This is a genomic window from Dyadobacter sp. OTU695, from assembly GCF_038440355.1.
In the GTDB taxonomy this organism is placed as follows: Bacteria; Bacteroidota; Bacteroidia; order Cytophagales; family Spirosomataceae; genus Dyadobacter.
Window position 1 is genome coordinate 19,778 of record NZ_JASATN010000029.1, and the last position, 14,024, is coordinate 33,801.

General features: G+C 46.5%; 14 protein-coding genes. 8 read left to right on the forward strand and 6 right to left on the reverse strand.

What is annotated here, in order from left to right:
* The first annotated feature begins 100 nt into the window (after positions 1–100).
* Entirely contained in the window at positions 101–565 is a 465-nt protein-coding gene (locus tag AAHB90_RS30090; protein ID WP_342089022.1) for a response regulator, read from the forward strand.
* Positions 566–1,253: 688 nt separating this feature from the next.
* Here AAHB90_RS30090 and AAHB90_RS30095 read toward each other — a convergent pair.
* The 4 genes from AAHB90_RS30095 to AAHB90_RS30110 are packed head-to-tail and all read right to left on the reverse strand — an operon-like array spanning position 1,254 to position 3,682.
* Positions 1,254–1,481 carry an integrase core domain-containing protein gene (locus AAHB90_RS30095; protein WP_446717942.1) on the reverse strand — a complete coding sequence of 76 codons (228 nt, stop codon included), beginning with the start codon at positions 1,479–1,481 and terminating at the stop codon, positions 1,254–1,256.
* Positions 1,478–3,097, reverse strand: a complete 1,620-nt coding sequence (locus AAHB90_RS30100) for a PepSY-associated TM helix domain-containing protein (RefSeq protein WP_342089023.1) — start codon at positions 3,095–3,097, stop codon at positions 1,478–1,480. The genes AAHB90_RS30095 and AAHB90_RS30100 overlap by 4 nt, the downstream gene beginning before the upstream one ends.
* Positions 3,098–3,099: 2 nt before the next feature.
* On the reverse strand, positions 3,100–3,381 hold the full coding sequence (locus AAHB90_RS30105; RefSeq protein WP_342089024.1) for a hypothetical protein: 282 nt from the start codon (positions 3,379–3,381) through the stop codon (positions 3,100–3,102).
* The gene (locus AAHB90_RS30110; RefSeq protein ID WP_342089025.1) at positions 3,371–3,682 is read right to left on the reverse strand and encodes a hypothetical protein; all 312 of its coding nucleotides are present in this window, start codon (positions 3,680–3,682) and stop codon (positions 3,371–3,373) included. The genes AAHB90_RS30105 and AAHB90_RS30110 overlap by 11 nt, the downstream gene beginning before the upstream one ends.
* Before the next feature lie 85 nt (positions 3,683–3,767).
* Between AAHB90_RS30110 and AAHB90_RS30115 the strand changes: the two genes are divergently transcribed.
* Together AAHB90_RS30115 and AAHB90_RS30120 are read left to right on the forward strand one after the other, a co-directional pair.
* Entirely contained in the window at positions 3,768–6,095 is a 2,328-nt protein-coding gene (locus tag AAHB90_RS30115) for a TonB-dependent receptor (protein WP_342089026.1), read from the forward strand.
* Positions 6,096–6,184: 89 nt separating this feature from the next.
* Positions 6,185–7,495 (forward strand): hypothetical protein, encoded by a 1,311-nt coding sequence (locus AAHB90_RS30120; RefSeq protein WP_342089027.1) that lies wholly within the window; start codon positions 6,185–6,187, stop codon positions 7,493–7,495.
* Between the two features lie 1,186 nt (positions 7,496–8,681).
* Here AAHB90_RS30120 and AAHB90_RS30125 read toward each other — a convergent pair.
* Together AAHB90_RS30125 and AAHB90_RS30130 are read right to left on the reverse strand one after the other, a co-directional pair.
* Positions 8,682–9,434 carry an SDR family NAD(P)-dependent oxidoreductase gene (locus tag AAHB90_RS30125; RefSeq protein ID WP_342089028.1) on the reverse strand — a complete coding sequence of 251 codons (753 nt, stop codon included), beginning with the start codon at positions 9,432–9,434 and terminating at the stop codon, positions 8,682–8,684.
* Positions 9,435–9,510: 76 nt separating this feature from the next.
* Positions 9,511–10,461 carry a helix-turn-helix domain-containing protein gene (locus AAHB90_RS30130; protein WP_342089029.1) on the reverse strand — a complete coding sequence of 317 codons (951 nt, stop codon included), beginning with the start codon at positions 10,459–10,461 and terminating at the stop codon, positions 9,511–9,513.
* A 326-nt stretch (positions 10,462–10,787) separates the two neighbouring features.
* On the opposite strand from AAHB90_RS30130, the gene AAHB90_RS30135 reads away from it, so the two are divergent.
* From AAHB90_RS30135 to AAHB90_RS30155, 5 genes are all read left to right on the forward strand, one after another.
* Positions 10,788–11,516, forward strand: a complete 729-nt coding sequence (locus AAHB90_RS30135) for an ester cyclase (protein ID WP_342089030.1) — start codon at positions 10,788–10,790, stop codon at positions 11,514–11,516.
* 17 nt (positions 11,517–11,533) lie between these two features.
* Positions 11,534–11,881, forward strand: coding sequence for an Atu4866 domain-containing protein (locus AAHB90_RS30140; RefSeq protein WP_342089031.1), 348 nt, complete (start codon positions 11,534–11,536; stop codon positions 11,879–11,881).
* 17 nt (positions 11,882–11,898) lie between these two features.
* Positions 11,899–12,336: a hypothetical protein gene (locus tag AAHB90_RS30145; protein WP_342089032.1), complete on the forward strand. Its 438-nt coding sequence runs from the start codon at positions 11,899–11,901 to the stop codon at positions 12,334–12,336.
* Between the two features lie 52 nt (positions 12,337–12,388).
* Positions 12,389–13,294 (forward strand): helix-turn-helix domain-containing protein, encoded by a 906-nt coding sequence (locus tag AAHB90_RS30150; RefSeq protein WP_342089033.1) that lies wholly within the window; start codon positions 12,389–12,391, stop codon positions 13,292–13,294.
* Positions 13,295–13,437: 143 nt separating this feature from the next.
* Complete coding sequence (locus AAHB90_RS30155) at positions 13,438–13,998, forward strand: flavin reductase family protein (RefSeq protein WP_342089034.1); 561 nt, start codon at positions 13,438–13,440, stop codon at positions 13,996–13,998.
* Positions 13,999–14,024 lie beyond the last annotated feature (26 nt).

Consider the following 14,024-nt stretch of genomic DNA (forward strand, 5'->3'; position numbering starts at 1 on the left):
TCTCCGCGTATTAGGGTCGTGCTTATTGAAATTGTTGTTTTAGAGAATGTCATCGTGATGTCCGATGATGTTGAAGGTTCTGTAAAGCACTTGAACCAACATGCAGTTTGATCGCCAAAGAAGGATTGATATATTTGTTGGACCGCTATCAAATAACAATATGAACCAGGATCAGACCATACACCTTGCTGACGACGATGAGGACGATAGAATGCTTATCAAAGACGCATTGGAGGAAATAAACCCTAAAATTAATGTTATTGAAGCTGAAAATGGAGAAGAGTTGGTTGACAATGTGAAAAGGTCAGGCGACCTGGGTGAAACCATGGTGATGGTCGATATGAATATGCCGAAAAAGAATGGCATTGAAGCGATCCAGGAAATCAGGTCGGAACCGAAAACGGCTGAAATTCCAACTGTAATGCTTTCAACTTCAAACAGCCCAGAGCTAAAAAGAAAAGCGCTTGCCGCCGGTGCCAGTGATTTCATAGTCAAACCCAACAACTTTGGTACTCTCGTTGAAATTTTAAAAGGGGTATTAGTGAGGTTAATGGGTAGGAAATAACTATAAACTCACATCTAATCAAATCATTTTTTGTCTTGTTCATTGGACTCTATTACAGATATGTTCGCACGAACTGACCTGAGTGGATAAACTGTCCAACGGTGACATCTATTTTAAGTTTATTCCGTCAGCTAGCAAATACGGCTATATTTTAGATGTTCGCTCCATCAACCGTAAACACTGCTGCGAAACCCATCTAACCGGTTTGGATGCAGGCTACCTAAAACCGCAATGAAGTATGGTACTGTAAGCTTTTTTTGGACGACACAATCGAGTTAGACGGTAAACCCGTTGAGTGTTTCAACCGATGGCTTCCTTTTTCATCGGGCGAAACCGTGAGAGAGTACCACCAGCATTACGTGGGTTATAGTTTAGGCATCACGTTGCTGGGCCGCTCTTTTTTGCGGAAGAAATCACCGTTTCTATTTTTATCGTCTTGCAGTAAGCAAAAGCAGATATACCGGCAGTCGTTCGCGGCTCATATGGGCAGATCCTGCCAACGGCCTGCGAAATTATACCTAGCAGTTGTTCTGATGGCGTGCAGGCTGCGAAACTCGAAGCTTTTGCCGCCGTAAAATGGATATTTCTACACGCGAAATTACTCGGGATATGTAAGTGCCCCATTTGTCAGACAGTTATTTGTTGGTGAATTTCCTTTTACCAGCGATTCTTTCCATTCAAAATGGTGTCAAATTACCCAGCCCTTCGTATGATCGTCGCTGATTATATTCTTCAATCTTTCGGTTGCTAATTGCCTGACCTGATCTGGGTAGAAGAACAAATATGCGTCTAACACTGCTTCTCGGTACAGTCGGTTAAATCGTTCGATATAGCTGTTTTGGGTTGGCCGCCTAGGCTGTATATCGGCGAGGCTATGGTTCGCATGAGTTGAGTAATGTTTGCTAATTATCTTCAAATGCGATGCAGATGCTTCATAGCGGTCCGGAGTGATTTCGTATCATCGTCAAATTCAGCGGATGATCTATTGAAACTCCGGCTAATTGAAATGGCCAGGATTAAAGAAATGACCCCAGTTGCAGCCCAAAACGCATCTGTAAGGGCAGTATAATAGAGTCCTTCCGACCATGCATCAAAGATCCAGTCACCTGTTGTGAATCCATTGACAAGCGGGACTAGAACCGAAAACAGCCCACCAACAAGCAGGTAAAACCAGGTGATCCTGGATTCGGTTTTCAACAGTAAACCTGCTATACTTAGCGCCAGCCACGATACGAAAAACACAGTTCTGACCAGAAAAACGTGATTTTCAATATCTGGCATCACTAGTTCCGTACTAAAAAGAATGGCTATGGCGGGAAAAAGGCTGAATGAAATGGCAAGATACCACATGGTTACCCTGTGATGGAACTGCTTTTGTTTGTCAGTATAGCTTTTTTTATTCCTCGCCTCTTTCCAGAGCAACACACCGCTGATGATTACGAAACAGGTAAACAGGGCCAACAGGAAATAGATCGCCTTCAGGGCAAACCCTCCGAAAGTCGCGAAATGCAGCCGGGATATTCCAAATAGCACGGATTCTGCGTAAGTCCTTTTGCCCGGTAATTTGTCGGAGATCAACTCTCCATCTTTCAACCTTACCGTCACCGAACCGTTACCCGCGAACGTTTTGCTGTTTTCCAGCGAAACCGAAACTATACCGTCTTGCCGGTCATAATGTTTGACTAGCAGGTAATGCAAATCCAATTCCGGATGTTTACTTTTTACTTTTTCAAGAACGCTGGTTAGCCTTAGATTCTTGGTGGTAAAGGCAGATTCTTCACTCACTTTCGTGGCACGTTCCGAAAAGATGTCATCGATAGCCTTTTGCTGACTGCCGTCATAGAATACCACGACCACAGGAAGTAAAACCAGAAATGAGAGCATATAGTAAGCCCCGGTAATCGCATACATTAGCTGAAAAGGCAGTCCAAGTAAACCAAAAACGGTGTGTGCATTAGTCCAGAGATTTTTCAGTGATCCTTTGAGTGAAAAGCCGTGAAGTTTGGTAAGCATATTTTGCCAATGGATCATTACGCCCGTAATCACCGCGAAAGCGAAGAACAGTGCCACAAAGCCGGAAAGGTATCTGCCTATAAAAGGGATCTGGTCAAAAAAGTGCAACCGGTATAAGGTCTCTCCGACCGTAGTTTTTTCATCCTTCAAAAATTCATCGGTCACCGGGAAATAGGTCGTGTAGTAATGTTGCTCGGGTTTGCCTTTGGGTACGATCAAATGCCCGTAAACCTTCACCAGAGGTCTTTTTGCGGATTCTGTGACGATGGTAATGTCTTCTGACAAATCAAATCGGGGGGTGGACTTTTTCAGGCTGCGCAGCATTTGATCATAGTTGACCGGCTGTGGCAATGCCTGCCGTATCACCGGATTTTCCCATTGGTAAAATTCATCCTTGAAGAGCGTGAATGCTCCGGCGAAGAATATTACGTATAAGGCAAAGCTGATCACAATGCCCGAAACGGTGTGGGTGTTAAAAGTGATGTTATAGAGCCGCGGCGATAAACCTTTTAGTTTCATAATCATTTTAGCAGATATATTCCTGCCGCGCAAAAAGTAATCGAAAGAAGATATATGGCCCATACGGTCCATGCATTACGAATCAGGAATGCGATGATCATCAGTGCTGTCCAAAGCAGAAAGACCGAAAACGCGCCCGTAAGGATAATTTCCATGCGATAAGGAAGCGCGGCCGCCAGTAGCATGTGAACGGCCACAGCCAGAAAATAGCCGCCGAAAAGCCCGGCAGTGATCTTGAGGGCACGCTGGCCAGGGGTTGTCAGATATTCCTTTTTAGCTGGCATCGCAGATCAATTGCATAAGTAACAAGAAGTGTATGACTACGGCCATCCCATAAAAGTAAAATTTACCAAGCACCGCAAAAAGCTGGACGATACTGATAGCAAGCACACTTGCAGCCAATGCAAGCAAAAGCCCGCCGGCCCAGCCACCAGTCCGCACATACAACAATGATCCGCCTATCGAGAAAAGCAATCCAATGAGCCGAGGGCTACGGATCCGCGGGCTGAACAAAAAGTGCGGGTAATATTTCGACTTGAAATAGTACAAGTACATCCCCACGAAAACAAGATAGAATTGCAGCATAAATTTTTTTTACAAATATTGATATTATTTAAACTAAATACAAATAAGTGTCTACATTTGACGAAAAATTCGAAAATGATCTATTATGAGAACATTTTTCCTTCTCTTTATCTTCCTGCTTATTAATGTAGTTGCATATAGCCAGGGGTTTACCTTGTCCGGAAAAGTTAAAAATGGAGAGGGCAACGCAATGCCCTTTGTTACGGTCTCGTTGAAAAATACCAGATATGAGACCGCGTCGGAAGTGGATGGTAAATTCCGGCTCCCGAATATTCCGGCTGGTGATTACAAGCTTGTTATAAGTCATGTGGGGTTTAAAACGTTTGAAAAAGACGTCAAGATCCTGGGCCATGTTGTGGTTGAAGACGCCGTTCTGATCGACGATACCAAAGATCTCGATGAGGTCTTGGTAAAAACCGAAAAGCAAAGCCACATGCAGCAAATAAGGCCGATTACGATCAGCAGCGTGGAGATCAAAAATGTGGTGAGCCAGAATGTGCTGATCACTGATATCATCGACCGGCTTTCGGGCGTGCGGATCAGGCGTTCCAGTTCACTGGGAGAACCTTCGGATATTTCGATTAACGGTTTACGTGGCAATGCGGTACGGGTCTACATCGATGGCCTGCCGATGGAATTCATCTACCCGAACTTCGACATTTCGACTTTGCCGATCGGAAACCTGAAACGGATCGATGTTTATAAAGGCGTATTGCCGGTCGACGTTGGTACTGATGCGTTAGGCGGGGGCATTAACCTGGTAACCGAGCAGAAATCGTTCAATTCGCTTCGCGCTTCTTATAACGTGGGCTCTTACAATACGCATCTGGGCGATTTTGCACTGGGGTTGGCCAATAAGAAAAATTACTTCGTCAATGTTACCGGCGCTGTCAATTATTCTGATAACAGTTATAGAATGGACGCCAGGATTTTTGAAAATGGCAACCGGATTGAACGCATCAAGCGCTTTCATGACCAGTATAAGATCTTTTTTGGCGGTATAACCGTCGGCACCCACAGTAAGCCGTGGGCTGACGAGCTGAAACTTTCGGTAAATGTCTCAGGCGGAAACAAGGAGTTGCAAAACGGCGCCAGAGTGAGCGGGACTGCGTTCGGAGAGGCGAAGTACAGGGCCGAAAACCTGACTGCGGTTATAAAGTATGAAAAGGCATTCTGGAATCAACGTGCGTTGTTTTCCACGGCCGCTAATTACAGCAGTCAGACTTTGAATTATGTGGATACGACCAAGAATGTGTACAGCTGGAGTGGAAAAGTAATTGGCAGAAAGCAGAGCCCTGGCGAATATTACGAGGCAAATTCGGATACTTACATTCATGGCTGGATCAACCGGAGCAGTTTTACCTTTAAAATAAACCCTGATCACAAACTACTTTTTTCCAATTTATATGCCAGACAAAAGCTGACCGGCATCGATTATCTGGAAGCGGACCCGATGCAGGATTACCTGCGCATTCCTCAATATCTGACCAAGAATGTCGCCGGAGCGCAATATGAGGGCTTCTTTCTGAGAAGGTTTACTTTTTCAGCCGCCATTAAGAAATACGATTATATCCTCGATGGTGCGGAAAACAACACATTTGAGCTGGTTAAGAAAAAGGATGGCATCTGGGGCTACAACACGGCACTCAAGTATGATATCGCCGAAGGTATTTTTACCCGCGTATCTTTTGAAAAAGGTTATCTGGTCCCGCAGTTTGCCCAGTTCGTAGGCAACGGCTCAGATATCGTGCGCAATACGGACCTGTTGCCGGAAAGTAGCGATAATGTGAATATGGGTGTTGTAATGAGCAGGCCGGTCGGCGGAATTTTAAACATCGCTACGAACATAAATGGGTTTTACCGCAGCCAGCACGACCTTATTTTCATAGGAAATGGTGTGATCAGAAGATACGACAATGCCGACCAGGTGCGGACATTGGGTGTGGAAGGCGACTTGGCACTGACCTTCAAAGATGCATTCAGCCTGAAAACAAATCTGACTTTCCTGCGTAAAACTTTCACAAAAATGAAGCTGGCAGAAAGTCAGTTTCTGGTCGGCACCGACTTTCCAAACAATCCCAATTTTTATGGAAATTCTGAGTTATCATGGCAGAAACCAGGATTATTGAAAACCGAAGATCGTTTCCGGGCTTATCTGTTTTACAACTACATCGCCCCGTTTAATCACATCACCGTTGGCAAAGGTAACAGCATCAAAAATACGCCGGAAGCATACGTGCCCGTTCAGCATCGCCTGGATGCGGGTTTCTCCTACAAGTTCGTGAAACGTAGCCTGACAGCTTCCCTGAATGTCATTAACGTCTTCAATGCCAAGCTTTTTGATAACTACCTGGTGCCGCGCGCCGGGACGAATTTCAATGTAAAGCTCATCTGGGAGGTATCAAGCTTTTAGCAGAATGTGTCTGGCATTAAGCTATAAGCCTGCCTATTGCTTAATACCGACTGCCACCGACCACAACTTTCCAACCAAATCCAATCCCAATGAAAACAACCAATCTATTATTGTCCATTTTTTTTGCAACCGGGCTGATCTCATGCAGCAGCGATGATGAACCCAAATCCGAACCCGAGTCGCTTTATCAGCAAGAAGGATTTTTGTTATCGAGCATTTCGCAATCGACGGCAGGGTACAGCTATTACGCTGGTTTCTTTCCGCAGCAGCCTTCCGGCGAGGTTGATCTGACCAAGAATACGGCTTACAACACCTTCATGGCCAGGACTTCTTATAAAAATTTCCTTTATGGAATTTCGCTGGATGGCGACAACAAGCTATCCAAGCAGGCAATTTTGAAGTCTTCGGGAGCTGTGGTGGAAGTAGCCAGCATTCCATTGCTGGAATATTTGCAGTCTGTGCTGATCGTCAACGAAAACCTGGGTGTTTACTCGACTTCGGGAAACAGGTCCTTGTTCCTTTTTAACCCGGCAACGATGGAAAACCTGGGACAGATCGATATGTCGAAAGCCAAGAATTTTCCTGAGAACGAGTTAAATGTGTATGCGCATCTTACTTACAGGCCCAATGATCACAAGTTATTTGCCTCACTTGTTACGAACAGCAACAAGACCGGCCAGTTTTACGATGCACAGGACGTGTACGTGGAAGTGGTGGATTTGACCACAAGAAAATGGGAGAAGACTGCTGTTTTTAAACAAGCCACTTATCCGGTTTCCCGCGGCTTGGAGCACAGCGTTGTCGATGAAGCGGGAAATGTTTACATCAGTACACAAGGTCAGTATGGGCTGGACGGGCAACTCGGGCCAAATTCTGCGAAAAGGTCCAGGCCGCAGATATTGAAAATTCCAGCCGGGAAAACTGACTTTGACTCGACTTATGCCTTTAACCCGATCAATGCGGTAGGACAGCAGAGTTCGATGTTTCAATTGCTTTTGGGCACTATCTACGATGCGAATGGAATCGCTTACGCCTGCATTTCCGCGGCGCCGTATCCTCCGAGATTACTGGAACTGATTGGTAAGCTGGCGGTTAATTCCATTACGGCAGCAGAGTATGCCGAACTGTCAGACCTTGCCTTTTACAGTCCCGTTCAGCGGTGGGTGAAGCTGGATCTGAATGCACAGACTGCGACGGTTATTGCAGATTTACCGCTGACGGCAGCTTACAGTTATCCCAGTACGCACAAATACGACGGCGAGTTTTACCTTCCGATTTACAATTCCAGCATGAATTTGAACGGTTACTACAAATATGATCCAGCGACAGGACAATCGGAAAAGATCGTGAATATAACTGCCGGTGGATTGGTAACGGATCTGTTAAAGTTAACGAAGTAGGCGTTCAGACAATGATAAAAGAACTGGGCGAAAGCGTTTTGCCCGGTCATTTTTGTCAAACGACGAAGTGAGTTGGATTTAAATCAGAAGAGTAACTTTTCGCACTTAGGATAATGATTGATGCGTTGTTTATTTATCGTTTCATCCATTCGTGAAATCTGAAACATACCGGGCCTCCCTTACGGAGTCGGCAAGCGACCTCCCAGAATTTTTGATAAACCTTCTATTCAAGCTGCCGGGAGCTTTGTTTAAAGACATGGCTATTTGAGGAATAGTTGTTTTTTTCAGGATCATGCAAATTTGCTCCATTATTTCTAAAATACCCAGCGGCAGGTTAAGTGTCTGTGTTGAATGTACATGCTGAGCATCAGCTCTTACTGCTATCCTGATAATGTTCAGTGCAGAATTGAGAATAATCTCATCTGAATAATTGCATTGGGGTATTCACTTCCATGAGTATCATTTTTGCCAGTGCATTAATCGAATTCCGATCATCAGGACTCGATATCCGATGTTCAAAAGTCTCTGCGGTGATCGGCATTAATTGAATCACGTTGTCTGCTGTCCGGAGTTACCATGTTCTTTCTGCTGAGACTCTACGGTCTGTAAAAGGGATCTTGTTGAAGACTATCAGGACGGTTGAAATCAAATCTGATGACATGATTTCGACAGAGCTCGCGGTTCGAAATGCATACGATGAACCGTCCACAAAGTCGAATTTGTCTTGATCGAGTTTGACTGGCCCTGTGCCCTCAACAATATACAGAAATTTGTGCTGATGCCTGTAATTACCCCCCGAAAACTGCTTGGCACTGTTGATGAAATGAATTGCCAAAAGGTCCTCGAAATTAAAGGGACTCAGCTTCGGTTTGTCGTTTAATTCAATTGGCCGCATCGGTATAAAGTTGCGCTACATGCTCAAACGTTCCTGTTGGTAGAGTTTGGGACTGACGCCGTAGAATTGTTCGAAGGATGTCGAAAAACTAGAAAGGCTCTCGAACCCACCTGGTAAAAACCTCACTCGGTTTTTTCTGTGTTGTATCAAGAAAAGAGCCGCCTGCTGTAGTTTCCGATACAAGAAAGATTTGTTTGGAGAGGTTTTTTAGATCCTTCAAAAACGTCTTTTGAAAGAGGCTATGAGATAAATTCAGAACCAGGACCCGAAAATCGGATCCTGGTTTTTTGTTTACAAAACCATCCCGCCGGTCACTTCGATGCGCTGGCCGTTTACCCATTTAGCGTCTTCGCTGCACAGAAATGCAACTACGCCGCCGACGTCATCAGGCAGTCCCACGCGGCCAAGCGCGGTCATGCCCTGTACCCACGCGCGGATTTCAGGAGAATCCTGCATGGCAGCGCCACCGAATATCGCGCCCGGCGCGACTACATTTGCAGCGATTTTTCTGGTACCCAGTTCGAGCGCGAGGTAGCGTGTGTACACATCGATAGCGCCTTTCATCATCGCATAAACAGATGCGCCAGCAAACGAATAGCGCGACACGCCGGACGAAATATTAACGATCCGCCCGCCGTCATTGATGAGATTAAGTGCTTTTTGCGTGAAGAAGTAAACGCCCCTGAGATGGATGTTAAGCATTTCGTCGAACTGCGCTTCGGTCGTTTCGGTCACCGGTGCAGTGAGGCTTGTCCCTGCATTGTTAACAAGGAAATCGAAGCGTTCGGCATCGAATGTAGCTCGTAACGCTTGTTGTACCTGCTTGAAAAATGCGTCGAAACCTGACGTGTCGGCTGTATTCAGCGGAAGGGCTACCGCTTTTCCGCCCAGCGATTCGATGGCCGAAACGGTGGCCTCCGCCTCGATACGGTTGCTGAGATAAGTGAGAATGATGCCGGAGCCTTTCCGGGCGAGCGTCAATGCGATGTCTTTACCGATTCCCCGGCTTCCGCCGGTTATCAATGCGATCTTTTGAGTATTCATTGGACTTTGGTATGGTTATAAATTATACAAAAATCCACCAAATGACAGTGAGCCGGTTTGTCAGGTTCAATCCATTTTATGTAAAATTCACACTTTTTGCTTGTGATCGAAATGCGCCGGGTGATAGGGATGTACCGGTTTTGAAGAACTTTGCAAAATGCGCGAAGTCGGAAAATCCCAGGCTGTCGGCAATTTCGGCGATCGTCCAGTCGGTGTGGTGTAGCAATGTCTTGCTTTCCTGAACGATCCTGCCAGCGATCAGCTCGGTGGTAGTCAGTCCGGTGGTTTCTTTCAGTATTTTGTTTAAATGGTTGATATGCACGGAAAGCTGGTCGGCAAACTGTCTCGCCGTTCGCAACGCGATTGTTTGCTGCGGACTTTCGAGGGGGAATTGCTTTTCCAGCAGCTCTATGAACAACGAAGTCAACCGCGCGGATGCGCTGTGGTTCGGGTGCAACATGGTGGCCGACTGCAATTTTTGCGCGAGATGGATCAGTTCGAGCGTGTAGGCGCGGAGCAGGTCGTACTTATAAACGTAATTAGACCTGATTTCGGCCTCCATATTATCAAAAATGGCCTGCACCTTCGCAATGTCGCTTTCCGAAAGTGTGTAAACCGGGTGCTCCGGCGATTTGAAAACAGGCAGCTCATCGAGGATGACCCCGCTTTGATTCGGATGCAGGAAGTCGGCTGTGAAAACGCAGAATTGTCCGGTTTGCCGGCCCTCGGGCGCCCAGAGGAATGGTTTTTTAGGCGTCGAAAAAATCAGGGCGGGCCGCAAGATTTCGATTGTCTTGTCCGAGTATTGCGCCATCGAGCGCCCGGTCAGAAAACTGATTTTATAATATGCCCGGCAAGGGTAGGGGATCGCAGGCTTTTTCCTAGGCGTCGGACCCATTTCGGTAAGATTAAACACATTAAAGTGCCCTACTTCATGCTGCAAGCTCTGGGGCAGCAACGCGCTCAGGTCCGTCGACAATCCGCTGGAAAGGCGGTAGCATAAATCCTCAAATGATTTTGATTCCACAGTTTTTGATTTTGTAAAAATCAAAGTTAGGGCAAAATCAGTGAAATGCCGAGCCAGGGTAAACAGCGCCTGCACGAACGGACCGAGCTTCCGCCTTTTGAAGTTCTGCAGAAAGTATAATTAGAAGCTTCTTAGCATGACCATTCCGTTGAGCGCTAATTACACTGCGGTTGGTAGAAAGGTGTGTGATGCGGGCCTGAACTCCGCACGGATTTTCCGGGATGTTTGATTTACGCAAGAAGCTGTTTCTTTTCTGCTAACCTGGCCTTCTTAGCCCAATATACCTTTGCTATATCAAAAGTTTAACCACTTAAACGATAGCAAAGATGAAAACTGCATGGATTACACTAAACGCAAAAAACGCCGAATCTGCACAGAATTTGAAGGAATCGCTCTTGAACCTGCTTACGCTCTCCGGCTCGGAACCTGGCAAAGTTGCCTATGAGGTGTTCACGGCCGAGTCCGACGAAACCCAGTTTCATGTCAGAGAGTCTTGGAGCGACAGCAAGGCTTTTGAAGATCATTTGAATACACCCCAACTTAAAGCATTCACTGCCAGCACCAATGATTGGCTATCCCTGCCGATGCAGGCAACAATGCTGAAAAAAGTAGAGCGGTTTGATAATAAGCAGGTTATAGAAAAGCTCTATCAGGCTGTCAACGCGAAGGATCTGGAATATATCAAAAGCCTTGGGGCGGATTTCAGTGAATGGCTTGATGTGCCTTTCGATTACACCACAACAGGCGAGAATGCGATCATTGATCCTTGGGTGAGCTGGTTTGGCATTTTTCCGGATGCTACCTGTGAAGTTAAAAGCCTCGTTGCATTTGGCGATTATGTGATCGCACAGGGGATAGGCAAGGGAACTCACAAGGGCGTATTCCATTCACCGGCAGGAACCTTGCAACCAACTGGCGTTAGTATGCGGGTAAACTTCTGTGACGTCTACAAACTTCGCCAGGGCAAGATCGAGCGCGCTGATTCCTACTTTGATTTTTATGGACTGCTCCGCCAACTGGCTCCTGAGAAAGTCAATGCTCGGGAAATGGTTTAGCAACGATGGCTAAGCTTATGAAAACCTTTCAGCTTGTCAGGGCAGGCGTATCGGCCGCCCTGACGATCTGGCTCATTCAATGTAAATCCAACCAACCTGTCGCTATGGACACCAAACAAACAATGCAGGAAAGTAAAGACTATATCGGCATGTGGGTAACTGCCGATGGATACATACGCCATAACCTGTTGCCTGGAAACCGTTATGATGAGGCCAGGGGGAAGCGCGAAAGCGCCTACCGGGGTTCTTACAAAGTCACCGGAAACCATATTGACTACAAGGACGATACAGGCTTCACCGCCGATGGCGACTTCAGGGACGGTATTTTGTACCACGCCGGAATGGTACTCTATAAACAGCAATAACATGCCGTCATACTGATATGGAAGCGTCCGCCACCAACATTCTGGCCGGAAGGCTCGACAGCCACGCCGGCAGCAGCCCGATCACAGCAGGGCTGCTGCCGGGCTATTGGGTGATCCAATATTTAACAGCGCCCGATCAGCTATTATTTTCAAATGGGGAAGCTCTGCCGGCAGAAAGTGTAGCACTGGCAGGCCGGAAGGGGTACTACTGTGCATTCAGTCCCCTGTTCATGCCGGAAAGATTAAGGAGCCGGATTAAACGACTTCCAGTATTTGCTCATCCGGATGAAGGCCTGGTCATCTTAAACGCGGCCGGGGCAGCTGCTGTGAGCCAGGTTTTTGAACTGCTGCTGGCGGAGGCGGGGTCCCAATACGATCATAAGCTCGACCTGATGCGTATTTATGTGATCCAAATTATCCATTTTGGGCTAAAAGACGCCGGTAGGAGCTTCTGAGGCGTCATTTCAGTTGTGTATCTTTACATATTCCCAAAGGTATTCAAACATCATGGCCAATACAGAAACGCTTGAAGAGTTTTATCAGCACAAGTTTTCGGGGACGCCGGCCAACATTCAGCGTGAGATCGGTGATTTCAATGTGTTTGTGGTTGAAGACAGTGTTAACCCTCAAGGGCAGGTAACGGTCCCATATGCACGCAGGGATTTTTACAAGATCAGCCTCATTACCGGCGACAACCTTTTCCATTATGCCGACAAGACCCTGCATGTAAAAGGAACCTCCCTGATTTTCTTTAATCCGAATGTCCCATACCGCTGGGAGACGCTTGCCGAAGGCAACACGGGATATTTCTGCATCTTCAAGGAAGCATTTTTCATGGAAAAGCTCAGGAGCAACCTAGGAGAGCTGCCCATGTTTGCGATCGGTGGAAAACCTTCCTATATCCTTGATGAGCAAAAGAAGGATTTTGTCGGCGGCATATTTCGGAAAATGCTTGATGAAATAGGCTCTGATTACCGATTCAAACAGGATTTGCTGGTGAGCTATGTGACCGAACTGATCCATTATGCGTTGAAAATGGATGCCACCGAAACACTTCACCAACAGGTCAATGCAAATGCCCGGATCACCTCGATCTTTTCCGAACTGCTCGAAAGGCAATTTCCGATCGATTCGACCGATCAGCGTTTTACGATGCGCTCGCCGAAAGATTTCGCCGACCGGCTTTACGTGCATATTAACCATCTGAACCGCGCCGTAAAGGAAACGACCGGCAAGACGACGTCGGCGCTGATCGCCACCAGGCTGGTCAGCGAGGCAAAGGCCCTGCTCAAACATACCAATTGGAGCATTGCTGAAATCGGTTATTCGCTGGGTTTTGAGGAACCGGCCCATTTCAACAACTTCTTTCGGAAGCATACAGAAGTGTCACCTTCCGCATTCCGCTCCTTGTGAAAGGAATCCTTTAGATCTGGATTGGACTACCTGAGGGTGGTCCTTTTTTTTGTTTGATATTAGCAATAATCTGATGTTTCCTTGCAAGGGCCGTTTGGTGCAATAGCCTGAACTTTGCAATAACAACTCAAAATTCAAGCATTATGAAAACGACATATGAAAAACAGGATTTTCCCGTGGATGGCATCCGGCGCTATTTGGAACCAGGCCCGATTGTGCTTGTAAGTTCAAGCTGTAATGGAGAAGACAACATCATGACGATGGGGTGGTACACGGTGATGGACTTTAATCCTTCATTGTTAGGTTGTTACATTGTGGGGTACAATCAAAGTTTTGAAATGATCAGAACTAGCATGGAGTGTGTCATCAACATTCCCGAACTGCATTTGATCGATACCGTGATAGGTATTGGGAACTCCACCGGAAGAGAAGTCGACAAGTTCAGAGAATTCAACCTGCATAAGGGCAAAGGACAATATGTGAAGGCGCCGCTGATCAATGAGTGTTACGCGAGCTTCGAATGTCGGGTGAAAGATGCCAGTTTACTCGATAAATACAGCTTCTTTATCCTCGAAGTAGTCAAAGCCCACGTGGCCACTAGTCCTGAATTTCCTAAAACCGTGCATTACCGGGGCGGGGGCACTTTTATGGTTTCAGGCGATCATGTTTCTTTTCCCGAGCGGTTCAGGCCGGAAAATTTGTAGGCGCTTACTGACCTTATCAGGCTAAA

Bases quoted from the DNA above. Each gene is read 5' to 3' on its own strand.
- AAHB90_RS30090 (WP_342089022.1), top strand. From the start codon at position 101: ATGCAGTTTGATCGCCAAAGAAGGATTGATATATTTGTTGGACCGCTA.
- AAHB90_RS30100 (WP_342089023.1), bottom strand. From the start codon at position 3,097: ATGAAACTAAAAGGTTTATCGCCGCGGCTCTATAACATCACTTTTAAC.
- AAHB90_RS30105 (WP_342089024.1), bottom strand. From the start codon at position 3,381: ATGCCAGCTAAAAAGGAATATCTGACAACCCCTGGCCAGCGTGCCCTC.
- AAHB90_RS30110 (WP_342089025.1), bottom strand. From the start codon at position 3,682: ATGCTGCAATTCTATCTTGTTTTCGTGGGGATGTACTTGTACTATTTC.
- AAHB90_RS30115 (WP_342089026.1), top strand. From the start codon at position 3,768: ATGAGAACATTTTTCCTTCTCTTTATCTTCCTGCTTATTAATGTAGTT.
- AAHB90_RS30120 (WP_342089027.1), top strand. From the start codon at position 6,185: ATGAAAACAACCAATCTATTATTGTCCATTTTTTTTGCAACCGGGCTG.
- AAHB90_RS30125 (WP_342089028.1), bottom strand. From the start codon at position 9,434: ATGAATACTCAAAAGATCGCATTGATAACCGGCGGAAGCCGGGGAATC.
- AAHB90_RS30135 (WP_342089030.1), top strand. From the start codon at position 10,788: ATGAAAACTGCATGGATTACACTAAACGCAAAAAACGCCGAATCTGCA.
- AAHB90_RS30140 (WP_342089031.1), top strand. From the start codon at position 11,534: ATGAAAACCTTTCAGCTTGTCAGGGCAGGCGTATCGGCCGCCCTGACG.
- AAHB90_RS30145 (WP_342089032.1), top strand. From the start codon at position 11,899: ATGGAAGCGTCCGCCACCAACATTCTGGCCGGAAGGCTCGACAGCCAC.
- AAHB90_RS30150 (WP_342089033.1), top strand. From the start codon at position 12,389: ATGGCCAATACAGAAACGCTTGAAGAGTTTTATCAGCACAAGTTTTCG.
- AAHB90_RS30155 (WP_342089034.1), top strand. From the start codon at position 13,438: ATGAAAACGACATATGAAAAACAGGATTTTCCCGTGGATGGCATCCGG.